At 56.4% G+C, this 25,096-nt stretch carries 24 protein-coding genes and 1 riboswitch; of the genes, 18 read left to right on the top strand and 6 right to left on the bottom strand.

The window, feature by feature from the left end:
* Window positions 1-159: 159 nt before the first annotated feature.
* Window positions 160-519: a nuclear transport factor 2 family protein gene (locus MJ923_RS12630; protein WP_240591406.1), complete on the top strand. Its 360-nt coding sequence runs from the start codon at window positions 160-162 to the stop codon at window positions 517-519.
* Window positions 519-941: a GNAT family N-acetyltransferase gene (locus MJ923_RS12625; RefSeq protein WP_240591405.1), complete on the top strand. Its 423-nt coding sequence runs from the start codon at window positions 519-521 to the stop codon at window positions 939-941. Before MJ923_RS12630 ends, MJ923_RS12625 begins: the two co-directional genes overlap by 1 nt.
* Window positions 942-958: 17 nt before the next feature.
* Here the strand turns inward: MJ923_RS12625 and MJ923_RS12620 are convergent, their stop codons facing one another.
* On the bottom strand, window positions 959-1,120 hold the full coding sequence (locus MJ923_RS12620; RefSeq protein ID WP_237158654.1) for a hypothetical protein: 162 nt from the start codon (window positions 1,118-1,120) through the stop codon (window positions 959-961).
* A 297-nt stretch (window positions 1,121-1,417) separates the two neighbouring features.
* On the opposite strand from MJ923_RS12620, the gene MJ923_RS12615 reads away from it, so the two are divergent.
* Window positions 1,418-1,972, top strand: a complete 555-nt coding sequence (locus MJ923_RS12615; RefSeq protein ID WP_240591404.1) for a GNAT family N-acetyltransferase — start codon at window positions 1,418-1,420, stop codon at window positions 1,970-1,972.
* Between the two features lie 52 nt (window positions 1,973-2,024).
* Here MJ923_RS12615 and MJ923_RS12610 read toward each other — a convergent pair whose 3' ends face one another.
* A complete protein-coding gene (locus MJ923_RS12610) occupies window positions 2,025-6,044 on the bottom strand; it encodes a response regulator (RefSeq protein WP_240591403.1) in 4,020 nt (1,339 codons plus the stop codon).
* A 129-nt stretch (window positions 6,045-6,173) separates the two neighbouring features.
* Between MJ923_RS12610 and MJ923_RS12605 the strand changes: the two genes are divergently transcribed.
* The 6 genes from MJ923_RS12605 (at window position 6,174) to MJ923_RS12580 (ending at window position 11,523) form a co-directional block, all read left to right on the top strand.
* Entirely contained in the window at window positions 6,174-7,262 is a 1,089-nt protein-coding gene (locus tag MJ923_RS12605) for a response regulator (protein WP_240591402.1), read from the top strand.
* A gap of 68 nt (window positions 7,263-7,330) precedes the next feature.
* Window positions 7,331-8,209: a PfkB family carbohydrate kinase gene (locus MJ923_RS12600; protein ID WP_240591401.1), complete on the top strand. Its 879-nt coding sequence runs from the start codon at window positions 7,331-7,333 to the stop codon at window positions 8,207-8,209.
* 183 nt (window positions 8,210-8,392) lie between these two features.
* Window positions 8,393-9,850, top strand: a complete 1,458-nt coding sequence (locus MJ923_RS12595) for a sensor domain-containing diguanylate cyclase (RefSeq protein ID WP_240591400.1) — start codon at window positions 8,393-8,395, stop codon at window positions 9,848-9,850.
* Window positions 9,847-10,392 (top strand): GNAT family N-acetyltransferase, encoded by a 546-nt coding sequence (locus MJ923_RS12590; RefSeq protein WP_240591399.1) that lies wholly within the window; start codon window positions 9,847-9,849, stop codon window positions 10,390-10,392. Before MJ923_RS12595 ends, MJ923_RS12590 begins: the two co-directional genes overlap by 4 nt.
* Window positions 10,393-10,451: 59 nt before the next feature.
* The gene (locus MJ923_RS12585; RefSeq protein WP_240591398.1) at window positions 10,452-11,159 is read left to right on the top strand and encodes an MOSC domain-containing protein; all 708 of its coding nucleotides are present in this window, start codon (window positions 10,452-10,454) and stop codon (window positions 11,157-11,159) included.
* Window positions 11,152-11,523: a DUF4870 domain-containing protein gene (locus MJ923_RS12580; protein ID WP_240591397.1), complete on the top strand. Its 372-nt coding sequence runs from the start codon at window positions 11,152-11,154 to the stop codon at window positions 11,521-11,523. Before MJ923_RS12585 ends, MJ923_RS12580 begins: the two co-directional genes overlap by 8 nt.
* Before the next feature lie 60 nt (window positions 11,524-11,583).
* On the opposite strand, the gene MJ923_RS12575 is transcribed toward MJ923_RS12580, so the two are convergent.
* From MJ923_RS12575 to MJ923_RS12560, 4 genes are all read right to left on the bottom strand, one after another.
* On the bottom strand, window positions 11,584-14,142 hold the full coding sequence (locus MJ923_RS12575) for a hypothetical protein (protein ID WP_240591396.1): 2,559 nt from the start codon (window positions 14,140-14,142) through the stop codon (window positions 11,584-11,586).
* Window positions 14,143-14,469: 327 nt separating this feature from the next.
* Window positions 14,470-14,847 carry a hypothetical protein gene (locus MJ923_RS12570; protein WP_126168704.1) on the bottom strand — a complete coding sequence of 126 codons (378 nt, stop codon included), beginning with the start codon at window positions 14,845-14,847 and terminating at the stop codon, window positions 14,470-14,472.
* Window positions 14,848-14,989: 142 nt separating this feature from the next.
* The gene (locus tag MJ923_RS12565) at window positions 14,990-16,903 is read right to left on the bottom strand and encodes a methyl-accepting chemotaxis protein (protein WP_240591395.1); all 1,914 of its coding nucleotides are present in this window, start codon (window positions 16,901-16,903) and stop codon (window positions 14,990-14,992) included.
* 287 nt (window positions 16,904-17,190) lie between these two features.
* On the bottom strand, window positions 17,191-18,843 hold the full coding sequence (locus tag MJ923_RS12560) for an electron transfer flavoprotein-ubiquinone oxidoreductase (RefSeq protein WP_240591394.1): 1,653 nt from the start codon (window positions 18,841-18,843) through the stop codon (window positions 17,191-17,193).
* Between the two features lie 236 nt (window positions 18,844-19,079).
* A riboswitch (molybdenum cofactor riboswitch) is annotated at window positions 19,080-19,214 on the top strand.
* Between MJ923_RS12560 and moaA the strand changes: the two genes are divergently transcribed.
* The 9 genes from moaA to MJ923_RS12515 all read left to right on the top strand — a co-directional run bounded on the left by moaA (window position 19,202) and on the right by MJ923_RS12515 (window position 25,060).
* On the top strand, window positions 19,202-20,182 hold the full coding sequence (gene moaA / locus MJ923_RS12555; protein ID WP_240591393.1) for a GTP 3',8-cyclase MoaA: 981 nt from the start codon (window positions 19,202-19,204) through the stop codon (window positions 20,180-20,182). It overlaps the preceding riboswitch by 13 nt.
* 126 nt (window positions 20,183-20,308) lie before the next feature.
* A complete protein-coding gene (gene moaB, locus MJ923_RS12550) occupies window positions 20,309-20,836 on the top strand; it encodes a molybdenum cofactor biosynthesis protein B (protein WP_240591392.1) in 528 nt (175 codons plus the stop codon).
* Between the two features lie 8 nt (window positions 20,837-20,844).
* Window positions 20,845-21,318, top strand: coding sequence for a cyclic pyranopterin monophosphate synthase MoaC (gene moaC / locus MJ923_RS12545; RefSeq protein ID WP_126168709.1), 474 nt, complete (start codon window positions 20,845-20,847; stop codon window positions 21,316-21,318).
* A 32-nt stretch (window positions 21,319-21,350) separates the two neighbouring features.
* Complete coding sequence (moaD, locus tag MJ923_RS12540) at window positions 21,351-21,602, top strand: molybdopterin synthase sulfur carrier subunit (RefSeq protein WP_214507366.1); 252 nt, start codon at window positions 21,351-21,353, stop codon at window positions 21,600-21,602.
* A 1-nt stretch (window position 21,603) separates the two neighbouring features.
* Window positions 21,604-22,062 (top strand): molybdopterin synthase catalytic subunit MoaE, encoded by a 459-nt coding sequence (moaE, locus tag MJ923_RS12535; protein WP_240591391.1) that lies wholly within the window; start codon window positions 21,604-21,606, stop codon window positions 22,060-22,062.
* Between the two features lie 57 nt (window positions 22,063-22,119).
* Window positions 22,120-22,854, top strand: a complete 735-nt coding sequence (gene modA, locus MJ923_RS12530) for a molybdate ABC transporter substrate-binding protein (RefSeq protein ID WP_240591629.1) — start codon at window positions 22,120-22,122, stop codon at window positions 22,852-22,854.
* Window positions 22,854-23,531 carry a molybdate ABC transporter permease subunit gene (gene modB, locus MJ923_RS12525; RefSeq protein ID WP_240591390.1) on the top strand — a complete coding sequence of 226 codons (678 nt, stop codon included), beginning with the start codon at window positions 22,854-22,856 and terminating at the stop codon, window positions 23,529-23,531. The genes modA and modB overlap by 1 nt, the downstream gene beginning before the upstream one ends.
* Window positions 23,515-24,627, top strand: coding sequence for an ABC transporter ATP-binding protein (locus MJ923_RS12520; protein WP_240591389.1), 1,113 nt, complete (start codon window positions 23,515-23,517; stop codon window positions 24,625-24,627). Before modB ends, MJ923_RS12520 begins: the two co-directional genes overlap by 17 nt.
* A 70-nt stretch (window positions 24,628-24,697) precedes the next feature.
* Window positions 24,698-25,060 carry a YgiW/YdeI family stress tolerance OB fold protein gene (locus MJ923_RS12515; RefSeq protein ID WP_240591388.1) on the top strand — a complete coding sequence of 121 codons (363 nt, stop codon included), beginning with the start codon at window positions 24,698-24,700 and terminating at the stop codon, window positions 25,058-25,060.
* Window positions 25,061-25,096: the final 36 nt, after the last annotated feature.

Below are 25,096 nucleotides of genomic sequence, written 5' to 3'. Positions count from 1 at the left end.
ACAAAACAGGGTACGGCAAGGCCAGGAATAAATTTTTTTATACTTTTTTTCTGGCATGCTATTCCATCTGGTTGTTATTCCCTCAATTGCCGTTATCCGTGCTACAGCTGGCTTTGGCTGCCGGGTAAGGCGACTTTGTGAGACTTACAAGGACCCCCCATGACCCCGGAACAATTGGCGCAGGGACAGCTCGACGCCTATAACGCCCACGATCTCGATGCCTTTCTGCCTTATTTCAGCGACACCATTGCGGTAATTCGCCCGCCAGAAACCCGCCCTGTGCTGCTTGGCAAAGCCGACTTTGCCGAATTCTACCGCAGCGAGCGCTTTTGCCTGCCGGCGCTGCACGCCGAGGTGAAAAGCCGCATGGTGCTGGGCAACAAGGTGGTGGATCATGAAAGGATCAGCGGCATTGGCGATGCGCCGTTTGAAGTGGCGGTGGTTTACGAAATCCGCGATGGGCTGATCCAAACCATGTGGAGCTTTGGCGCCGACAAAATTCAGGGGGGAGACTGGTGATGAACCACTTCCGGGTGACAACGAATATCGACGACATGGATATGGCGGTGATCCACGGCTTTTTGAGCCAAAGCTACTGGGCTAAAGGGATCCCGCAGGCGACCTTACAAAAGGCGCTGCAAAACAGCCTCTGTTTTGGTTTGTTTGATGGTGAGCAGCAGGTGGGATTTGCGCGTATGGTCACCGACAAAGCCACCTTTGCTTATCTGGCGGATGTGTTTGTGCTTGAGAGTCATCGCGGCCATGGCGGCGCCAAAACCCTGATGACAACCATTATGGATCATACCGATTTGCAGGGGCTGAGACGCATGCTGCTGGCCACCCGCGATGCCCACAGCCTCTACCGCCAGTTTGGTTTTACCGACCTGGCGCGTCCCGAAATTGTGATGGAACTGCACCGCCCCGACATATATCAGGCGTGAGCTGCACTCACCCGTAATCAGCTGGGTTTCTGCTGCTTGTGTTTGAGCTTTTCAGCCTCGCGGCGGATCTCCGCCACATAGGGGTCGTCGTATTGCAGGCGCTCAAACTCGTCCAAACAAGCCTGGTACATTTCCAGCTTGCGTTCGGGGGTCAGTGTAGGGGAAAAAAGAAAATCCATTTTCGCTTTCACATCCATGTGTTTACTCGGAATGGGTTGGAGCCTTTAGTCTAGAGCAAAGAGAGCTGGCTGCGGGGCAAGGTATATACCAAACAACATCCGCCAGTAATCAATCAACTTCTTTTAAATCATAGTTTTATTATTTAGATAGCTATTATTTTTCCAGGACTATAGCTGATTTCCTACAAGAATAAGGGTGCCGACTTACATTTACTCTCTCTGCAGCTGTAAGATAACCCTTTGAATTAAAACTTATTACCGAACGATGGCCGTTAAACTCAGCCAAAAGGATCGGATATGGACTGTTCGCCACCCCAACTCACCAGCCAGCGCCTGCACATCAGAGCCCTGGCGCAGCAGGACCTGCCCGCCTTCGTCCGCTACCGACGCCATCCGGATGTGGCCCGCTACCAAAGCTGGAGCGACTACGATGACGCCCGCGGCCAGGCCTTGCTGGATAGCCAGCAAGGACAAGGCTTTGGCGAGGAGGACAGTTGGTTCCAAATGGCGGTGTGCGATAACCAGGGCAATCTGCTTGGCGATCTGGCATTGCATTTTTTGTATGACAATCAACTGGAAATCGGCTTCACCCTGGCGCCTGAGCATCAGGGAAAGGGGCTGGCTGGCGAAGCAGTTTCCACCCTGTTGACCTGGTTCTTCAGCCATTGCCAGGGGCACAGGGTTACCGCCATCTGCGATGTGGAAAACCATGCCAGCTATCGACTGTTGGAGCGGCTGGGATTTCGCCGCGAAGCCCACTGGATAGACAATGTGTTTTTTAAGGGGGCCTGGGGCTCTGAATATCAATATGCTCTGCTGGCAAGGGAGTGGCAGGCGTTACAGGGCAACTGACTTGACTGACTGACATAACTGACTTGGCTTGGCTTGGAAACTGGCGCCCGGTTCAGGACGCCTTCACCAGGGCAATCATTTCATCGAGGGAGTTGCGGGCCGTTTCGAAATCAAACGACTGCAGCGCCGCCTCCAGCGTGGCGAAACTGATACTCACGCCGCGAAGATTTGCGGCGTTTTCTTTAAGCGGCGCCAGAAAATCCAATGCCTGGGTATCGAAGTTATCCAGCAGCATCCCCAACTGCTCCAACTCCATCACAAACTCACGGGAATCGTAACTGCGCACCGTTTTGGGCTGTTCGTCGGCAACGGGTTCGGCGCTGCCATATTGGGTAAACACTGCGGCAAGTTCTGCCACCGCGGTTTTGATTTGTTCGAGCAGCTCAGCCGCAGGCATGGTGCCGGCCTTGGCATCCTGCTCCAGCGAGCGCCCAAGTTCGCTTAAGGTGTTGGCGGCGATGTTGGAGGCTGCCCCCTTGATGGTATGGCCGATATCGCCCAGCTGCGGCAAATTGGCATCGGCAAAGGCCGCCTCCAGCAGTGCCATTTCCTTTTCACGGCTAAGGACAAAGGTGCCCACAATCTGCCAGTAGAGCTGCTCATTGCCGCCAAGGCGCTCAATCCCCTTTTTCATATCCAGCACCTGAGGATCGGCGCTTTGCGCAGCATTGAGTTCGACAGCGTCTTCCGGCTCAAACTCAGGTGCATCAGCCGCAGCAGGCAAGGCTTGCTGAGCGGGGCGCACGCTGGCATCCATGGCAAGGCAGGTTTTCATTTTTTGCACCAGCTCGGCCAGCATAATCGGCTTGCCCACATGATCGTTCATACCCGCAGCCTTGCAGTTTTCAACGTCTTCCTGCATGGCATTGGCGGTCATGGCAACTATGGGCAAGGCATCAAATTTGGGGTTATCGCGGATCTTACGGGTGGCGGTAAGGCCATCCATCACCGGCATTTGCATGTCCATCAGCACCAGATCAAATTGCTCGTTGTCCAGCGCCTCCAACGCAACAAGGCCGTTAATCGCCTCAGTGATCTGCACGCCAAAGGGCGCCAGCATGCCCTTGGCCACCTCGCGGTTGGTTTCGTTGTCTTCAACCAGCAACACCCGCACCCCCTTGAGACCTTCTTCCTGGTACAGGTCGGTTTTCTGGGGTTGGGTTTTGGCGGGCAGGAAGTCGGCCGACTTGCCAAAGGCATTGGCAATGGCATCGAACAGCAGTGAGGGGTTCACTGGCTTAATCACCAGACCATGCACCAGATGTTCCACCTGCGGTGACACCTGCACCTCGCGGCCATATGCGGTGACCATGATGGTCTTGGCCTGAATGCCCATCAGGTCCTGCTCCATCTTTTTGATGGTTTCCATGCCGTCCATGCCCGGCATCATCCAGTCCATAAACACTATCTCGAAGGGATCTTCTTCGATAGCGCTCTGGCGCACCGCCGCCACCGCCTCAAAGCCATTGCTGACCGCCATCACCCTGAAGCTCATGGCCTTGAGCAGACCCAGCATAATTTCCCGGGCAGCATCGTTGTCGTCCACCACCAACACCCGCTTGCCATGCAGACTGATGTCGGGCTGATAGTACTCCAGCGCCTTGCTGTCCTGGGTGCCCACCAGCACATTGAAACTGAACACCGAGCCCTCGCCGGGCACGCTGGACACTTCCATCCGGCCGCCCATCAGTTCCACCAGCTTTTTGGAAATTGTCAGTCCCAGACCTGTGCCGCCATATTTGCGGGTGATGGAGCTGTCGGCCTGGGAAAACGACTGGAACAGGCGGTTCATCTGATCTTTGGTCATGCCGATGCCGGTATCCTGCACCTGAATGCGCAGCATCACGCTGCCAGCGGGGTCCTCCACCCGCTCAAAGCGCACCCGCACTATGATTTCGCCTTTCTCGGTAAACTTCACGGCATTGCCGCAGAGGTTAATCAGGATTTGCGACAGCCGCAGCGGATCCCCCACCAGCGCCATCGGCAATGCATGATCCATATCGAACAGCAGCTCCAGCCCCTTCTCTTCGGCCTTGAAGCTGATGACATTGCTCAGGTTGTCCAACACTTCATCGAGCTGAAAGTCGATATGCTCAATGGTCATCTTGCCGGACTCGACTTTGGAGAAATCGAGAATGTCATTAATGATGCCAAGCAGTGCCCGGGCGGCCGAATCAATCTTGCTGACATAGTGCTGCTGAGTGTCGTCCAGACCGGAATGCAGCGCCAGATGCGCCATACCGATAATGGCGTTCATGGGGGTGCGGATTTCGTGACTCATATTGGCGAGGAATTCGCCCTTGGCGCGGCTGGCATCGTCGGCGGCATCCTTGGCCGTTCTCAATTGATTCTCCAACACTTTTTGTTCAGTCACATCCATAAACAGACCCACAATGCCCTTGGGCTCGCCCTTGGCGGAAAAGTAGGTCGCCTCCACAATGTTGATGTGCCTGAGTTCGCCATCGGCATTGCTGAGCTGTAAATCGTATTGGGTCTTGCCCGGACGCGACATCAGGTTCTGGCGGGCATCATTGAAAATGCCCTCGGCAACTTCATCAAACAACCCTTTGTTATTATTGCCAATAATGTCCATTTCAAAGGCGCCGACAAAATCCATAAAGGCATTGTTAACCCCCAGATAGCGGCCGGTGCTGTCCTGGTAATACATGGGGCTTGGAATGGCATCCAGCACCTGACGGATAAACTCGAGTTGCTCGGTGATTTGCCGCTCTGCCTGACTCTGCTGCTCAAGGTTTCGCACCAACTGGAAGCTCACCGCGAGGTCGCGCTTAATCTCCAGCATCCATTCCAGCTGCTGTTCATCGAGTGGGGTATGGCAGCCAAATTCGAGAAAGCCCACCAGAATGTCGTTTACCCGCAGGGGGAAAAAGTGCAGCTCTTCGAGGGTGAGCTGCCCCTCCACCACTGAAAGATGGTAGCGGCCGCCAAGGTTTTTCAACACATGGTGCTTTTGCCCCTTAACGATGCACAGCTGGATGGCATTTTGTTCCTGAATACGAAAGTCGTTATTTTTCAGATAGCCAAAGCCCGCAATCCGCTCCAATCCACCGCTGCTGGACTTATAGAGCGCCACCATCGGCAGATTGAGCTCCCGGGCAAAGAAGTTCACCAGCCGGTCACCAAAATCACTGACCTCCCGCGCTTCCCTGAGCACATCGATCAGTGCTTTGGTGGTTTCATTCGCATGCAGCAGTTCACGTACTTCGTTCAGCAGCGCACTCTGCGCCTCGGCCAGCGAGTGCAGCGCCCCGGCACGACTCTGCTCCATCTGCACCTGGTAATCGCCTTTAAGAACCTGAACAGTAAGATTTTTCTGCATCCAGTCGACGGGTTTGAGGTACCAGCGCCACAGCAGCATCAAAATACAGACTGTGGTGATAAACAGCAGCGCCAGCAGGGCACTCAGACTGCGACTGAGACCATCTTCGTGGCGTAAAGCATCGGCCATGGCAAGTCGGCCCTGCTGGTCGACTTCATCGAAAAAGTTATGAAAACCATCGAAAAACTGTGCCCGCTCCTGCAAGTAGTTGGCGCCGTAGAGCTGGTCTATTGCGCCCTGGGGATCTGGTCGCCCCTGTAACTGACCGCTGGAGTCTTCGAGGTGGCCATCGAAACGGGCCATGGCCTGCTGCTCGGTGTGATGAATGCGCCCGGCCTGCTGCATGATGGTATCCAGATGCATCTGCTGGTTGTTATCGAGCCCGGCAATCAGCGAACTGGAACTGGCTTCAACCGCCTTGAGCTGCCGCGCCGATAACTCTTCCCATACCCTGGCACCGAACATGCCCTGCTCGGGGGAGTTGATAAGGTGTTCGTAGGAGGCTTTCCAGCGGCTATTGCCTGTTGTCACGTAGGCTCGCGCCAGATCAGACAGGGCATCCGTGTGGCTGCGCAGCCGGTCGGCCAGTATCAGTTGCAGCTGGCGTTGCTCGCTCAGTAATTTGGTTTGGTCAATGGCGCCGTTGAGCTGAAAAACCACGGCAGCCAACAGCAGCAACAGCAGCGACATCAGGCTGCTGAGGATCCAGAAGACGCTGCGAATCGATGTCATTACACCTTGCCCTTCCCCGGCTGGATGAACTGAAAAATGGCGTCTACATTTACTAAAGCCCGCCTCAAGCTTCAGTTTAGGCTATGAATTTCAAAGGGGTGGTGAAATTCCAATCCATAAGGTGACAAAGTGCTATCCGAACAACCGGCTTGTGTACTTATTGTGGACGATGCTGCAGAGAACCTGACGTTGCTCAACGGCCTGCTGAAAGACAAATACCGTGTCAGAGCCGCCAATAATGGTGCCCTGGCTCTGGAGATAGCCCGCAAGGTCCCGATAGATATAGTCCTTTTGGATGTAGTTATGCCGGGCATGACTGGCTACGACGTCTGCCGCGAACTCAAGTCTGACCCCGAACTCAAGCACATCCCGGTGGTCTTCCTCACCGCCCGCGACTCAGTGGAAGACGAGCACCACGGCTTTGACCTTGGCGCCAGCGACTACATCAGCAAGCCCATCAGTCCGCCAATAGTGATGGCCCGCATTAAAAATCTGCTGCAAGTGAAGGCCTCCCAGGATTTCCTGCGGGATCAGAATCAATTCCTTGAGCAGGAAGTGCAGCGCCGTACCCGCCAAATCAGCGAAATTCAGGACGTGACCATCTCTGCCTTGGCCAGCCTTGCCGAAACCCGCGATCAGGAAACCGGCTTTCATATCCGCCGCACCCAGTGGTACGTCAAACTGCTTGCACAGAAAATCCGCGAGCAGGACACATTTGCCAAGCTGATGACCGACGAATACATAGAAACCCTGTTCAAGTCGGCGCCGCTGCACGATATCGGCAAGGTCGGTATTCCCGACCATATCCTGCTCAAACCCGGCAAGCTGGATAACGACGAATTTAGGGTAATGAAGACCCACGCCGATCTGGGTTGGCATGCCATTGAAGAGGCTGAAAAAACCATTGGCAGTAAAGAGTCGTTTCTTGAAGTTGCCAAGGAAATCGCTCACTTTCACCATGAAAAATGGGATGGCAGCGGCTACCCGGAAGGACTGGCAGGGGAAGACATTCCCTTGAGTGCCCGGCTGATGGCCATCGCCGATGTGTATGATGCCCTCATCAGCAAACGGGTGTACAAGAGCGCCATGACCCACGAAGCCGCACTGCAAATCATCCGTGATGGCAGCGGCAGCCACTTCGACCCTGTATTGGTGGACGCCTTTTTTGCCATCGAGGCCGATTTCTTCGCAATCGCCAACAAATACCGCGACGATTGAGCGACCCGCTTTTCTGCAACGCCAAGGCCGGGTAACATCCGGTATATCGTTGTTTCGGGATCCTGCCCATGGCCAACATTCTTCTGGTAGCCAACCTCAACTGTGATCGTATTTTATTGCTGGACAAACCCCTCGCCAGCGGCGGCCGTTTTCATTATCGCGACGGCGGCCAGCGCCTCGGCGGCGGCGGTGCCAATACCGGCCTGGGACTGGTGTGGGCCGGGCACAGAGTCGCCCTGGTCAGTCAGGTGGGCCGCGATGATGTCGGCGACTGGCTGCTTGCCGAAACCAGCACCGCAGGCATAGATTGTCACCTTATTCAACGCCGCCCTGGCAACACCTGCGAGATGCTGCTGATGATGACCCCCAACGGCGACCGCACCATAATCCGGCCACAACGCCCCATCTTTGAGTTGCCGGCACCACCACGCTGGCGCCGCTGGGACGCCCTTTATATCAACTCTTCGGCCGAAGGCGCTGTCAGCTGGGCCAAAACCGCACTGGAGCATTGTCTGGTGGTGGGGCAACTTGCCAAGGACGAGCGAAAGCGCCCCTGCCACGTGCTGATAACCTCAAGCTCAGATCTTGCTGGCCGCGCCGAAGGTGAGTTGTGGGAATATGCCCAGGGCATTGCCGGCGACTGCCTGCGCCACTTTATCGTGACCGACGGCGCCAAAGGCGCCCGCGCCTACAGCAGTGATGGCGTCATCAGGGTTGCCGCCGAACCGGCCGAAGTAATCGATACCACCGGAGCCGGAGATGTGTATGCGGCTGGCTTAATCCACGGACTCCTGAGCGGTATGCCGCTGGAGTTGGCCATGAAAGAAGCGGCAATTTGGGGCGCCTTTGCGGTGCAAAGCGAAAGCTCGACCCCGGGCACGGCACTGAAAAACTATTTGGACGAAAAAGAAACAGAATGTCATACAACTGCAATCGTCGGGGGCTAATCTGGCCACAGTGAGATGCATGAATAGGGTTTGCCCTTCCTGACTTTCCCCATTTGTCAGTTGTTTGCTCGTTATGTCGCCCCGCCCCCCGAGCGGGGCTTTTTTTTATGGTCAATCGCTGGCCGAACAGTCTCCATTGAATTAGGATTTTAAACAAAACAATAACAAGTTGGAGTACAGGCCATGGGCAGTCACGCCTGGAGCGACAAGAAACGATTTATTTGGGTACTGACACTTCTGCTGATCAGTGCCTTTCTCGCAACCAGTGGCATTAGCTACAAGGTGGCGCACGACTCCCTGATCCAACAGGTAGAAGAAAACACCCTGCCTCTGACCAGTGACAATATTTACTCTGAAATTCAACAGGATCTGCTGACTCCCATCTTTATTTCCTCGCTGATGGCGCAGGACACCTTTGTCCGTGAATGGACCCTCAATAACGAGAAAGATCCCGAGCGTCTGATACGTTACCTGCGGGAAATTCAGGAAAGATACGGCACTGTCACCAGCTTTTTTGTGTCTGAGCAAAGCCGTAACTATTACCATTCCAGCGGCGTACTGAAGCAAATCAAGGACACAGAACCGTCCGACAGCTGGTATTTCCGGGTGCGCTCCTTGCCCGAAAAAGAGCAGTATGAAATCAATATCGATGCCGACACCGCCGATCGCAGTAAAACCACTGTATTCGTTAACTACAAGGTGTTTGATTTTGAGGGTAATTTTATTGGTATTACCGGCGTTGGGCTGGCGGTTGAAAAAGTCAAAGCGCTGATTGAGCTGTACCAGAAGCGCTACAACCGGGTGGTCTATTTCGCCGATCGCGAAGGACGCATTACCCTGAGTGGCAGCGGCTACTATGGTGGCGACAGCCTGCAGCACACTCCGGGGCTCGACAAACTCACCACCCGCATCCTTACCGCGCCCAGTGGCGCCTTTACCTACGAGCGCGCCGGTAAAACCGTGTACCTCAACAGCCGCCTGGTGCCCGAGTTCAAATGGTACCTGCTGGTCGAACAGGAAGAGGCCCCGGCCGAGCGCACCCTGCTTGGCACCTTCTGGATCAATATGGCGCTGAGCCTGCTGGTCGTGTGCAGCGTACTGTTCATCGCCAATATGACCCTCGGCCGCTACCAGCGCCGCCTGGAACATATGGCCTCGGTCGATAAACTCACTGGCGCGGCCAATCGTCAGGTATTTGAAGATGTCTTTGAAGCTGCGCTGCAAAAGGCCAAGGCCGGTTCAACGCCCATCAGCGTGGTGTTGATGGACATAGATCATTTCAAACAAATCAACGACAGCCATGGTCACAGCATGGGAGACCTGGTGCTCAAGACAGTATCCAACATGCTTGGCCGGGATCTGATGGAAGGTGAGCTGCTCTGCCGCTGGGGCGGTGAGGAGTTTTTGCTGATGTCGCCGCTGGACATGGTGCACGCCAGCGAGCGCGCCGAACAGCTCAGAACCCGGGTGGCTGAACGTCAGCTGAGGGTGAATGGCCATGATATCCAGGTCAGCATCAGCTTAGGGGTGGCGCAGTTCCAATACCATGAATCGGCCGATCAGCTGATCAAACGCGCCGATATGGCGCTGTATCAGGCCAAGGAAGGGGGCCGCAACCAGGTGGTTCTGAGCCACCCATGAAGATTGTAGCCACCACCCCGAGGCTGAGTCTGCGCGAGTTTTGCGAATCAGACGCTGCTGGCTTTTTCGAGCTGAATCAAGATCCTGAAGTTATCAAATACACGGGTGACGATCCCTTTGCCGATGTGGACGCCGCCAGCGACTTTATCCGTCAATACGATCAGTACCAACTCTATGGCTTCGGCCGCTGGGCCTTGCATTCTGAGCGCGAATTTATCGGCTTTTGCGGCCTTAAGCAGCATCTCAGCGGCGAAGTCGACTTGGGGTTCAGGTTGATGCGGCGTCACTGGGGCAAAGGGCTCGCCTCGGAAGCGGCGCAGGCATCCCTGGTGCTTGGCCACGACAAGTTTGGCCTGTCTCAGCTGATTAGCCGCGCCATGACCGACAACCTCGCCTCCTGCCATCTGCTGGGCAAACTCGGATTCAGCCACCGTCCTTCCCTCGATGCACCTCCCTGGCAAGGCTTTGAACTTGAACTTAATTCAGCCCCGGCAGCGGCAAACTTGGCAGCATGGCGCGCCACTGTTAACCTGTTGCCCTGACGAGCCACAGAGATAGGATCTCTGCCAACCTTCCCCAGGTTAGAACCCAAGGACAGTAAGTGACTGACATTCTGATTTCCAAAGCATCGCTGTATCGCGGCAACGCTCACTCATCCCTTGGTCCGGTAGACAGCGGCATGGCACACAAACACCGGGTAACCGAACTACTGGTGTCACCAAAGGGAATTGATGGCGATGCCCAGGTTGACAAGCGCCACCACGGCGGGCCAGACCGGGCGATTCATCACTTCCCCCGCGAGCACTACGGCGAGTACCGCCGGCGGGACATGTTCAAGGGCTTTGTCGATGCACCATCGATGGGAGAAAACATCAGCTCGGTGGGCTTGCTCGAACAGGATCTGCACATCGGCGATATCCTCAGCTACGGCAGCGCAGTATTGCAACTGACTCAGCCACGCTCGCCCTGTTTCAAACTGGATTTACGGTTTGACTACCCGGGCTTTGCCCTGGCAATGCAGACTCTGGGGTTCAGTGGCTGGTTTTACCGGGTACTGGAAGGCGGCAGCATTCACGAACACGACCAGCTGATACTGACCGAGCGAGTGTCGGATATCAGCGTTGCCGGAGCTATGGGGATTTACTTCAGCCCAAGCTTCGATGAAGCAGCTTACACACGGCTATTGAATTGCACCGGGCTGGCCCAAAGCTGGCGCGGCAGTTTGGAGCGCCGCCTGGCCAGCGGCAAAATTGAGGATTGGCGCCCACGTTTGATTGGGCCAACAACACTAAGGACGGACCATGGCTGAAGAGCAAATGACAGAACTCAACCAACCTGAAAAACAAGAAAAAGAGATGGCGCTGCTGGTGCATGCCGCCAGTTTTGCCGGGTATCTAATCCCCTTTGGCAGTGTCCTTGGCCCATTAATAGTGTGGCTGATGAAACGGGACGAGTCGGCCTTCGTCAATCAGGCGGGCATCAACTGCCTCAACTTTAAAATCAGCATGCTGATCTACTTTATGGTGAGCTTCCTGTTGATGTTTGTTCTGGTTGGTTTCGTGTTGGTGTTCGCACTGGCGATCCTCGACATTGTTGTCACCATACTCGCTATGGTCAGAGCCAGTGAGGGCAGTCACTATCAGTACCCCTTCTCGATAAAATTCATCAAGTAATACTGACCCGTTAATAACGATAGCTTACGATAAAAGCCCGGCAATGCCGGGCTTTTCAGCTTAAGGCAGGGTCTCCTGACAGGCTGCGTACTCGGGAGTCGTATCATCGATTGAACCTGCATCCCCAGCCGCCATATAAAAGTCCATATGGGAGCCACCACCGGCATCGGAGCTGCTCCAGTAATAGTCTACATCCACCCCCCAGCCCAGTGCCCTGGCGGCATGGGCGACCGGAATCGCCGGATAGCGGCTGGCCAGTTCATCATAGTATTGCCGTAAGCCGAAAGGGTCGGAGGTATCATTTTCCCCCTCAACTGCCAGCGTCATGCCCCTGGCAGTGCACAGGGCATCGGCATTGGGCCAAGTGTAAAGGGTATTTTGTACCAGACTGCCACTCTCACTGTTAAAACCGTCATGATTTGGAGCACCCGGCAGGCTCAGTTGCAACAGTATCGATTCCGGCACAGTCAAAGGCCGGTGCAGCCTTTTGGTCACGCCGCCTATGGTCAAATCCACATAGTCGATTGGCGCCACGGCCCGCTCAATCACATTGTTTGAGCCATCCAGTGCCATCGGCAGGCCGCCGGTTACTTCGTCAGAGGGGTATTCTGAGGCCAGACGGCACAGCTCCCCCTCTTCCACTGTGGTCACGCACACTTCAATGTCATAGCCAACCAGATTAAACGCCGATTCCGTATCCGTGGACCTCTGGATGCTGAAGCCATTTACATCTGTGGAGCGGATAAAACCGTCTCCTGGCTTGGTCGACTTCCAGCTCACACCTGTTACCGAGTAACCGCGAACATCCAGAGTCAGGGTCTCGTACAGCCTGAGTTCACCCGAGAGCAGGATAGCCGCCAGCTGGGTTGTAATGCAGGTTTCAGAGCCCACTTTAGGCGTACCAGTGGCCGCAACCGGCGTAACACAAAAGCTCAGTGTCTGGCCTTCACTGCCCATGGGCGGGGTATAGCTGATGTTCTGGCTCACCTCGGTGCCATCCAGCTTCCAGCTAAACAGGCTGACGGCCTCCAGATCGCCATCGGCATCGGCATAGTCGTAATTCACGCCCAGCAGCACATTGGCCTTGGGCAAGGTATCCCAGCTGAGGTTGGCTGCCGTGGGCGCGCTGCCGGGTTTGGGCGCTATGGTCTCGGGCGCAGAGCACGCCTGAACTCCGGTATCATTTTCACCCCAGGCCGCAACCGGGGTAACACAAAAGCGCAGATCGTTGCCTTCCTGCGCTACCGGCAGCAATACACTGCTGCCGGTGGCAAAGTCGGTGCCATCGATTTGCCACACCAGCACACTGCTGCCCTCGGGTCGCGACTGACTGTCGCTGTAGTCGTAGCTGCCATTGAGGCTGCCCCCTACGACTGCCGAGGGAGAAAAGGCCAGATTACTGGCCTGGGGCGGCAGGTAGCTGCCGATTATGTTTTCGGTTACGCACACCTCGGCTCCCTGTTTGGGCTCTCCGGTCAAGGCCACCGCCGTGACACAAAACTGCAGGCTCTTGCCCTCACTGTCTGCCGGCAGGGTAAGGCTGAGACCCACACCAACCTCCACCCCGTCGACTCGCCACACGGTTTGGCTGGCGCCTTCAGCATCACCATCGGCATCGCCATAAACATAAGAGGCAAAGGTCGCCTGCCCCGGCTGCAGCGGAGTAGCGATGGCCACCGATGTCGCCGTGGGCGCACTGCCGGGTTTGGGCGCTATGGCCAGCGGTGCAGAGCACACCTCTGCGCCAACACTGTTAACGCCCCAGGCCGCCACGGGGGTAACACAGAAACGCAAAAGCTTCCCTTCGGCATTCGTCGTGGGGGTATAGGCCAGACCGAAAGCAACCTCTGCTCCATCCAGCACCCAGCGCTGCAGGCTTGCGCCTTCAGGGCGCAGCGCCATATCTGCATAGCTGTAGCTGCCAGTAAGGGCACTGCCCACCATAGGAGTAGGGCTGATACGGACATTGTTTGCCACCGGCGGTAAGTAACTGCCGAGAATACGCTGGGTGTCACACACCGTCAGACCTTGCTTGGGCTCACCCGTTTTGGCTACTGGTGTCACGCAAAATTGCAGGTTCTTACCTTCTGCATCCGCGGGCAGGAGCAAGGTTAAGCCAGTACCCACAGCTTCACCGTCAATGCGCCACTGGGTTTGGCTGGCGCCTTCGAGATCGCCATCGGCATCCGCATATTGATAGCTGGCCTTGGCGTTGGAACCTGGCTGCAACGGCAACGCTATGGCCACTTCAGAAGCAACCGGTGCCTGCCCAGGCTTAGGTTGTAACGTCTGCTCGACGCTGCATACCCTCACCCCGGTGTCATTACTGCCATAGGCCGCCTTTGGGGTTACGCAGAAAAACAGCGGCAAGCCTTCATGGCTCAATTTCGAGGTGTATTCATGACCTTGGCCGACCAGGACACCATCGACAAACCATTCAATCAGGGAGTCCCCTTCTGGCCGCGACTGCTGGTCGCTGAACCGATAAGCCGCCATCAGCAGGGTGGCAACCACAGGTCCGGGACTGACACCCAGATCCGATGCCTCAGGAGGAACAAAGGTTTCTGCAGTAGGAAAGCCATCATCGTCGCCACCGCAGGCGGACAGAAGCAATGCCACGCTCAGCAGCAGTAAGCCCGACCGGGGAAAAACACTGCCCCGCATAACTGACGACACCATATTCATAAGACTCCAATTGCAGAAGGCACAGCCTCATTCCCGATGCCGTTCACTCCCGCCCAAAAAGTACTGACACGCCACTCCATGGGATATTGGATATTGTATTTGAAAATTGATATCAGAATATTGCGTTAGCTCACCGAACAGTGGCTCCGCTCTGAGTGTAGTCGATCGAATTTGTACCAGCGGGCGGGCGCCCAGGGAGAAAGGGGGTAACAAATAACAAAACGCCCGGCAGAACCGGGCGTTAAGTAACTAACGGCGAGATCAGTCGACGTAGGTGGTATCCCAATCGCCGTAGTTGGCATCGCCGGCGTAGATAGTCAGCGGCAGATCGCCAAATACACCACGAATGCTCTCGGCCACGGCATTGGCCACTTCTTCTACACTGCCCTGGCCGGAGAAGAAGCTCACGGACACATGGTAGCGGTCGTTGTAGTAGGCAATCAGCAGATCCCAGCCGTTTTCCAGCTCCTGGTTGCCCAGCACTTCATCGAGCTGCTCAAATTTGGCTTCGTCAGCAGCAAAGCGGAATTCAATGCAAGTTTCAGCCCAGGGGCCGAGCGCCAGCTTTTTCAGGTGACGTGCTTTGTGGTGGGACTTGATTTGTGGCCTTTCCAGCTCAGGGACGGCGATCACTGTCATGGTGTTTCCTCTTATTTAGCGCAAGCGCCAGACGCCATGTTGGCGCCGGGCTTTTCGACAGACCCGGGCAGGTTACGCCACTCAGGCGCGCCCCGCAAGGGGCGCATTCCACAGTTTACGCAGCGCAGCTGCACGGCAGCCGTTACACCTTAAAGCGCGCTACCAGCTGATCCAAACGGGTCGCCAACGCATTCAGATCCTGACTCGCCCTTGCCGCCGCCTGCGCCGTGTCGGCAGTGCGCTGGGTGATGTCATTAATCTCAGTGACGTTGCGATTGATATCTTCCACCACGGTGGACTGCTCTTCGGTCGCTGCGGCTACCTGAATGTTCATGTCGCTGATAAGGCCAATCTGATCGGAAATACCGCTTAAGGTATTGCTGGCCTCATCCACTGCCGTCACCCCTTCCTGAGAGCGGCTGCGGCTTTGGGACATGGCGCTCACGGCGCGGGCCGATTCCGATTGCAGCTTATCAATCATCACCTGCACCTCGTCGGTGGAAGCCGCTGTGCGGGACGCCAGACTGCGCACTTCGTCAGCCACCACGGCAAAGCCACGACCGGCTTCACCGGCGCGGGCAGCTTCAATGGCGGCGTTCAGCGCCAACAAATTGGTCTGCTCAGAAATCGCGCGAATAACATCCAGAATGCTGCCAATAGACTTGGTGTGGGTCGCCAGCGATTCAATCACCTCGCCTACCTGACCCACATCCCGCGACAGCTGGTTAATGGTTTCGCGAGCCTGGGTGACTACCTTCTGGCCGACACCGGAGGCGCGGTCGGCATCCTTGGCCGCATCAGCAGCTTGGGCGGCATTACCGGCAATCTCGTTAACCGTGGCCCCCATTTCGTTGATGGCGGTTACCACCTGCATGGTGCGGTCTTTCTGATCCTGACTGTCTTCCAGAGTCTGCTGGGCCTGACGGGACACATCCAGCGCCGACTTACCCAGCGCCTCGGAGGTGCGGGCCACTTCCAGTACCGAGTCCTGAATTTTGCTGATAAAGCTGTTGAAGCCACCGGCAAGCTCGGCCAGCTCATCGTCGCCTTCCACCGGCAGACGCTGACGCAAATCGCCTTCACCTTCGCCAATATCACGGAACATACGTGCCACGGCGGCAATCGGCTTGCTGACACTGGATGCCACATACCCGGCCAACACCACAAACGCCAGCGCGATAATCAGTGTGGAAATCAGGATCTTCAGCGCCGCCTCATCCAGCAGCGCGAACATTTCGGCTTCAGGAACTTCTGCCACCAGATACCAGTTCATCGATGGAATATAGCTGCTGGCCACCAGCTTGGACTCACCGTCCACTTCGGTGCGCAGCAAGCTGAAATCGGACTGATTCAGCAAACGGCCACTGTCACCACCATAAAGGGATGACAGGGTCGCGCGGCCGATTTTGCCCTTGTCCTGATGCAGCTGCACTTTGCCGCTGGCGTCCACCAGATACACAAAACCGGTTTCTTCAATGGTGAAGGAACCCAGCAGGCGCACCATGTCGTCCAGCGACTTGGCCAGCCCCACCAGACCACGGCCATTGGGTTGCTGGTAGTTGATAAAAAGTTTTACTTCGCCGTTGGCCTCGGTGAATACGTTCAGCATCCGCTCCTGACCGCTGTCGCGATAGCCGAAGAACCAGCCGTCCTGCTCCGGCGTGAGCACCCGCAAAAAGCCGTCCTGGGTGTAATAAGCGGCACTTTGACGATCAGCATAGGAAGCCTGTACCAGCGAATACTGCCTGGTCACGTCTTTCAATTGCGCCACCACCCTTGGCTCATCGGCATCAGGTCTGCCGTCTTCCAGCCACTTGAGCAGCATACGGCTGCTGGCGAGCTGCTCGGCGGCATTCATCAGGGTGACAATGTCTTTTTCCAGGCGATTGCGGATACTCAGCATCTGGCTTGGCATTTCTGAGCCCAGCATCCGCTGTTCCACCACTTCCCGGGCACTTTGCTGACTGAGCACCCCCACAGCGACGGTGGATAAAATCACCGCCAGCGCTACGGTCAGCAAAATCTTTTGTTTAATGGTAAGCATGTTCAATTTCATGGTCTTACTCTTCCTGGTTGTCGGAAAATCCGTTATCAGACACTCGTTAGCAGTATTGACCCAAATGGCGTGTTTTGCCGGAAAATCAGGGCAAAAATGTGCTGTCGGTGCGATAACGCAAAGGGCCGCGCAGGCGACGCGGTACAGGCAGGGGCAGAGATGTGTACTTGTTTTTGTAGGCGGCGGATTATGGCGAAATTACATTCAGGGCGCAATCACAAAATCTCAACAGCCATGAAAAAAGCCGGCACTGAAGTACCGGCTTTTGAATCAACTATTACAGTAACTTACATATTCGGATAGTTGGGACCGCCCGCACCTTCCGGGGTTACCCAGGTGATATTCTGACTCGGGTCCTTGATGTCACAGGTTTTGCAGTGAATACAGTTCTGGCTATTGATCACAAATTTCTGCTCACCCGCATCTTCTACCACTTCATACACCCCGGCCGGGCAATAGCGCTGGGCCGGTTCATCGAACTTCACCAGATTCACCGCCAGCGGAATGCGCTCGTCTTTGAGGCGCAGGTGGCAGGGCTGATCTTCTTCATGGTAGGTGTTCGACAGATACACGGACGACAGCTTGTCAAAGCTCAGCTTGCCATCGGGCTTGGGATAGTCGATTTTGTTGTGCTCGCTCGCCAGCCCCATCTGGGCATGGTCCGGCTTGTCATCACGCAGGGTGAAAGGCAGCTTGCCGCCAAACAGGTTCTGGTCGATGAAGTTGAAGGCGCCGCCGAGGAAGGTGCCAAACTTGTGCATCGCCGGACCGAAGTTGCGCGAGCGATGCAGCTCGTCACCCAGCCAGCTTTGCTCGAAACGGGTCTGATAGCAGTCGAGATCCTTGCCACCTTCCACACCGGCAAACAGGGCTTCTGCCAGGGTCTCGGCCGCCAGCATGCCGCTCTTCATCGCAGTATGAGTGCCCTTAATCTTGGCAAAGTTGAGGGTACCGGCATCACAGCCCAGCACCAGACCACCGGGGAAGCTCATTTTCGGCAGTGAATTCAAACCGCCCTTGGTGATGGCGCGGGCGCCGTAAGAAATGCGCTCACCGCCCTGCAGATACTGAGCCACCAGCGGGTGCGTCTTGTAGCGCTGAAACTCATCGAAGGGGCTTAAGTGCGGGTTTTGGTAGTTAAGGTCGATAATCAGCCCGACAACCACCTGGTTATCTTCCATGTGATACAGGAAACCACCGCCGGAGGAGCCGGACTCAGTCAGCGGCCAGCCACCGGTGTGTACCACCAGACCGGGAGTATGTTTGTCGCCCGGCACCTTCCACAGCTCTTTAAAGCCGATGCCGTAGTGCTGGGCGGTCTTGCCATTATCGAGATGGAATTTTTCAATCAGTTGCTTGCCAAGGTGGCCACGGCAACCTTCGGCAAATACCGTGTACTTGGCGTGCAGCTCCATGCCGGGCATAAAGCTGTCTTTGGGCTCGCCATCGGCGCCAACGCCCATGTCGCCAATCAGAATGCCTTTCACGCTGCCATCGTCGTTGAACAGCAGTTCGCTGGCAGCGAAGCCGGGGAAAATCTCGACGCCCAGCTCTTCGGCGCGACCACCGAGCCAGCGCACCAGATTGCCCACGCTGATGATGTAATTGCCTTCGTTGTGCATGGTCTTGGGGATGAGGCCATTGGGCATCAACTTGGCGTCGGTAGCAGACTTGAGCAGATGGATTTCATCGTGGGTAACGGCAGTATTGAGCGGCGCACCGGTTTCACGCCAGTCCTGAAACAGCTCATCGAGCACCTTGGGCTCAAACACCGCGCCCGACAGAATGTGAGCCCCCACTTCGGAGCCCTTCTCGACCACACAAACGGTCAGTTCCTTGTTGGCATCGCGGCTGATCTGCATTAAACGGCACGCCGTGGCCAAACCTGCAGGGCCGGCACCTACGATAACAACATCGAACTCCATGAATTCGCGTTCCATCTTTCACCTCATTCCTAAGCTTGTTCCCCCGATGTAAACGGGTGTTTTATTTTATGTAAGTTCTCCACCTTACCCGAAAACCTGCTTCAGGCACAGAGGATCGCCGCCAACGGCAGTGTAATACATTGCCATATTCTGAGTGAGCGGCGTCACAAATTGTTCACGGCAAATTGATCCAAACCAATAAATACACGTTTAGAGGTATGGTTGGATAAGGCTTTGTGCCTATAATCCCTCCAACGACGGTTCTCCGAGCTCCTGCACCTAAGTCATACAGATATGGTGTTTGAGCCGTGGCGCGGTGCCACCGGGGTGGACTCAGAAATGACTTCACCTCCCGATACTTGGAAAGGTGATCATGTCTCAACTTCAAGACAATTTTGGTCGAAAATTTCACTATCTGCGGATGTCGGTAACCGACGTTTGCAACTTCAAATGCAGCTATTGCCTGCCCGATGGCTATCATCCCAACGGCAAGCCCAGCTTTTTGACCCTGAGCGAGATGGAAAATCTCATCGGCGCCTTTGCTGAGGCCGGCACCCGCAAGGTACGCATTACCGGCGGCGAGCCCACGCTGCGAAAAGACTTTACCGATATCATCAGGGTCATTGCCGATAATCCGGCCATCAGCACTATCGCCACCACCACCAACGGCTACCGGCTCGAAAAGCACGCCAAAGAATGGTTCGATGCGGGCCTTCGCCGCATCAATGTGTCGGTGGATAGCCTGGATCCACGGATGTTTTATCAAATCACCGGCGAGAACAAGTTCGATAGCGTGATGCGCGGCATTGATGCGGCGCTGGCAGCCGGGTTTGAGCGGGTGAAAATCAATGCCGTGCTGCTCAAGGGCCTGAACGATAAAGACCTGCCGCGCTTTTTGCACTGGATTAAGCACACCCCCATCGACCTGCGCTTTATCGAGTTGATGGAAACCGGCCTTGGCCGCGACTATTTCCAGGCCCACCACCTGCCCGGCAGCGACATTCGCGACAAACTGCTTGCCGAAGGCTGGCAGCTGGACGCGCGCGGCGCCGAAGATGGCCCGGCGCAAAATTTCAGCCACAGCGACTATCAGGGCCGCATCGGGCTTATCATGCCCTATGAAAAGAATTTCTGTGCCAGCTGCAACCGCCTTAGGGTCTCCGCCAAGGGCAAGCTGCATCTGTGCCTCTTTACCGAGCAGGGATTGGATCTGCGTGACTTGCTGCAAAGCCCCGACCAGCGCCCAGAGCTGCTGGCGCGCCTCGAAGGTCAGCTGAATCTCAAAAAAGAAACCCACTACCTGCATCAGGGCATCACAGGCGTCACTCAGCACCTGGCCTCCATCGGCGGCTGATCACTGCGCGCGGCACAAGTCCGCGCCGCACACGCTCTGACATGCCAATGCTGTGACCAGCCATTTTCTGTGCGCCGCTCTCTTTGCCGGGCAAGGCCAAACGAAGGCGCTTTTGAAGGAGACAACATGGGACACTGCCGCGAAAGCGAGTTTAAACCCCTCAAAATTGCCGTACTGACACTTTCAGACACCCGCGATGAAACCACCGACACCTCAGGTGCCTTTTTGGTGGATGCGGTCACAACCACCGGCCATATTCTGGCAGACAGACGCATCATCAAAGACGATAAATATCAAATCCGTGCGGTGATTTCTGCCTGGATTGCCGACCCCGAAGTACAGGTGATCATCAGCACCGGCGGCACAGGTTTCTCTGGCCGCGACAACACCCCGGATGCGGTCGCGCCCCTGTTCGACAAGCCCATCGAAGGCTTCGGCGAGCTGTTCCGCCACTTAAGCTTTGTGGAGCTTGGCACCTCCACGGTGCAGTCCCGCGCCATCGGCGGCGTGGCCAACGGCACTGCCATCTTCTGCCTGCCTGGCTCCACCGGCGCCTGTCGCACCGGCTGGAACGGCATCATCAAAGAGCAGCTCGATGCCCGCCACCGCCCCTGTAACTTTGTCGCCCACTTAAAAGCCCCCACCCAGGAGTAAGCCAGTCCATGAGTTCTTTTACCCATATCAATGACGCGGGCAACGCCCATATGGTGGATGTGACCGACAAGTCGGTGACCGAGCGCGAGGCCCGTGCCGAGGCTTATATCGAGATGGCGCCCGAAACCCTGGAGATGATCCTCTCAGGCAAGCATCACAAGGGCGATGTGTTCGCCACCGCCCGCATCGCAGGCATTATGGCTGCCAAGAAAACCTCTGATTTAATTCCGCTTTGCCACCCGCTGGCGCTAACCAAGGTGGAAGTGGAGCTGGAACCCGAGGTGGAACACAATCGGGTGCGGATCACCAGTCTGTGTAAACTCTCGGGCAAAACCGGGGTCGAAATGGAAGCCCTCACCGCCGCCTCTGTGGCCGCGCTGACCATTTACGATATGTGCAAAGCGGTGCAGAAAGACATGGTGATAGGCCAGGTGCGCCTTTTGGAAAAGCGTGGCGGCAAGTCCGGCCACTTCAAGGTTTAGTATTGGCTGCAAGCAGTTAAAGGCATAAGTTTATGATTAACGTACTTTTCTTTGCGCAGGTGCGCGAACTTCTGGGTGAATCCTCCTTAAGCATCGAAGCTGGCAGCAATACAGCCACCGCCGATGCCCTGCGCCAGACCCTGGCCGCGCGCAGCGACAAGTGGGGCAAGGTGCTCGCCTCGGACAAGCTGCTGGTTGCAGTAAATCAGACCCTTTGCCACTGGGATACCGAAATCAACGACGGCGACGAAGTGGCTTTCTTCCCGCCCGTGACCGGAGGCTGATATGCAAACCAGTCGTATTCTGGTGCAAACCGCCGATTTCAACGTACCCGAAGAGTATCAGCGTATTGCCGCCGATCATCAGGATGGCGCCGTGGTCACCTTCGTTGGCAAGGTGCGCGACTTCAACGAAGGCAATCAAATCAGTGACCTGACTCTGGAGCATTACCCCGGCATGACCGAAAAGGTGCTGGAGCAAATCGCCACCGAGGCCCGCAGCCGCTGGCCGCTCAATCACCTGACCATTATCCACAGGGTCGGCACCATGCATCTGGGCGAGCAAATCGTGTTTATCGGTGTCAGCAGTGCCCACCGCAAGGCTGCCTTCGCTGCCTGCGAGTTTCTGATTGATTTCTTGAAGACCAAGGCGCCCTTCTGGAAGCTTGAGAGCAGCGACAAGGGCCAGGGCTGGGTCGAAGCGCGCGACGCCGACGAACAGGCCGCCAAAGCCTGGGAGAAGTAATCCATGTTGCCGCGCCTGCTGTTATTGCTGACAAGTCTGCTGGCTCCACTTGCCACCATGGCCGATACCATCACAGTGGCGGCAGCGGCCAATATCAAATTCGCCATGGAAGACATTGCCCGCCAGTTTGAAGCAGACAGCGGCCACAAGCTCAGGGTCAGCTACGGCTCGTCGGGCAACTTTGCCTCGCAAATCCGCCATGGCGCCCCATTCGAGCTGTTTTTGTCGGCGGACGAGCGCTATGTAACTCACCTGCATCAAAGCGGGGTGACAGCAAGCGACGGTGATATTTATGCCTACGGCAGACTGGCGCTGGTGGCGGCCAAGGGCTCACCGCTGACGCTCGATGAAAACCTCACAGGCCTCAAGGCGTTGGTGGCATCCGGAGAGCTGCGCCGCTTTGCGCTGGCAAACCCCGAACTTGCCCCCTACGGCGAGCGCGGCCGCGAGCTGCTAAAGGACGCCGAGCTGTGGGATGCAATACAGAACAAGCTGGTGCTGGGCGAAAACGTGTCCCAGGCGGCGCAGTTTGCCATATCAGGCTCGGCTCAGGGCGGGTTGGTAGCGCTGTCGCTGGCCAAGGCGCCACAGTTTGTCGCCCGAGCCAACTATGTGGCCATTCCCGAACACAAACACGCACCACTGGCCCAGCGCATGGTGCTGCTGCCCAAGGCGTCCGTTGCAGCCCAGGAGCTGTATACCTTCCTTCAGGGCGACAAGGCCCGCGCTATCTTTGCTGACTACGGCTTCTCACTGCCTGCACAGCATGCCAAGCCGGAGGCCAGCCACTGATGGATTGGCAGGCGATGTGGCTCTCAGGCAAGCTGGCGCTGGTGACAGTGCTGATTTTGCTGCCGTTATCGATTCTGGCGGCAAGGGTGCTCGCCTATCGCCAGTTTCGCGGCAAAAGCCTGATTGAGGCGCTTATCATGGTGCCGCTGGTGCTACCGCCCACAGTCGTGGGTTATTACCTGTTGGTGAGCTTTGGCAGCCAGAGTGTGCTCGGCGTTTGGCTGCGGGAAACCTTAGGTATCGAGCTGGTGTTTCATTTCTCCGGCCTGGTGCTGGCCTCGGTGCTGGTGAATATTCCCTTTGCGATTCAGCCTATTCAGCGCGCCTTTGAAGCCATCCCCATGGATGTGCGCGACGCCGCCGCCTGCTGCGGCATGAGCCGCTTTAAAATTCTCACCCGCATCGAACTGCCGATGATCTGGCCCGGGTTGGTAACCGCGTTGGTGCTGACCTTCTCCCATGTACTGGGTGAATTTGGCGTGGTGCTGATGATGGGCGGCAATATCAGCGGCGAAACCAAAACCATCTCCATTGCCATCTACGACAGTGTGCAGGCGTTTGATTTTGACTCGGCCGGCGCCATGTCGCTCATTTTGCTGCTGTTTGCAATAAGCGCGCTGGCACTGACCACCAGCTTGTCGCGCCGCATGGGAGGCAGCCATGCCCGCGGCCACTGATTTACACGTACGTATTCATCAAGAGCGCGGCATCCGTATCGAGGCGGCGTTTTCCTGCCGTGCAGGGGAATTTCTGGCAGTGGTCGGCCCCTCCGGCGGCGGCAAAACGACCCTGCTTCGAATGATAGCCGGCCTTGCCAAACCCGAGTCCGGTGAAATCCGCTGCGGCGAGGATGTGTGGTTTGATGACCAGCAACATATCCATGCCTCGCCCCAGGCGCGCCATATCGGCTTTGTGCCGCAGCACTTTGGCCTGTTTCCCAAGCTCTCGGCCCTTGGCAATATTATCGCCGGGCTCGATCATCTGCCCAAGGCCGAGCGGATGCCAAGGGCGTTAGCGGCACTTGAAAAAGTGAACCTGCACGGCCTTACCGACCGGTTGCCAGGCGAGCTGTCCGGTGGCCAGAAACAGCGGGTGGCGCTGGCACGGGCGCTTGCCCGCGAGCCCAGGGTGCTGCTGCTGGACGAGCCCTTTTCGGCGGTCGACAGAGAAACCCGCGAGCGGCTGTATCTGGAACTGGCCCGGCTCAAGGCCGAGCTCAATATTCCGGTGATCATGGTAACCCACGATCTCAACGAAGCGCTGCTGCTGGCAGACAGTATGCTTTTGATTAGTCAGGGACAAATGCTGCAGCACGGGGCACCTCAAGAGGTATTTGCCCGGCCTCGCACCGAGGCAGTGGCCCGCCAGATGGGGCTTCGCAATATTTTCGATGCCCATGTGGTGGCGCAGGATGAGCAAAAAGGCGTGACCTGGCTTAAGTTCGGCGAGCGGCTGATTGCCTCCGACAGCCTGCCGGATGTGAGCATAGGCCAGAAGGTGCGCTGGGTTATCCCCAATCAGGGGATTCGCTTCAATTCCATCGCCAGCGGCCGTTTATGCCGCAGTTTCAATATCCTCCATATCCGCATCGAAACCCTGTTGACCCTGGGTGAGTCGGTGCGGCTCGAAGCCACAGTGCTGGGCTCGGGGGAGCGGCTCAACACCGAAATTCCGCTGCATCTGGCCAGGAAACTCGCCATTACCGCCGGGGTTGAAACCGAGGTGGCACTTAAGTCGGATCAGCTGCATCTGCTGGAGATGATCAAAGCTTAATCTTGGCGCCACAGAGAATTCAGGGCACCGCCGCTAGACTGGATCCATAGTCTTAGAACAAGGATCCCCTATGCGTATCATTACCCCTCTGGTACTGGCCCTGGGCCTGATAACCGCCACCAGCACCGCACTGACTTACGCCGCCTATCAGGGCCCTGCGGCCAATCAGGTCAGCAGCGCCAAGGCCGCCGCCAATGCCCCCGACGATACTCAGGTTTTACTCACAGGTCGCCTGACCAAGAGTCTGGGTGACGAGCACTACCTGTTTGAAGACAGCAGCGGCGAAATCAAGGTCGAGATCGATAACGCCCTGTTCCGTAATCTGGATGTGACCGACGCTACAGTGGTGGAACTCAAAGGTGAAGTAGACAAAGAATGGCACGGCCGTGAAGTCGAAATCGACAGCATCCGTGTGGTGACTTCTCAGGGTTAGTCTTTTAGGATACTCGCACTGGCTTTTTTCGGAGGC

It is taken from the genome of Shewanella zhuhaiensis, assembly GCF_022484835.1.
GTDB classification, from domain to species: Bacteria; Pseudomonadota; Gammaproteobacteria; order Enterobacterales; family Shewanellaceae; genus Shewanella; species Shewanella khirikhana.
This window is presented reverse-complemented; position numbering and strand designations above follow the sequence as displayed.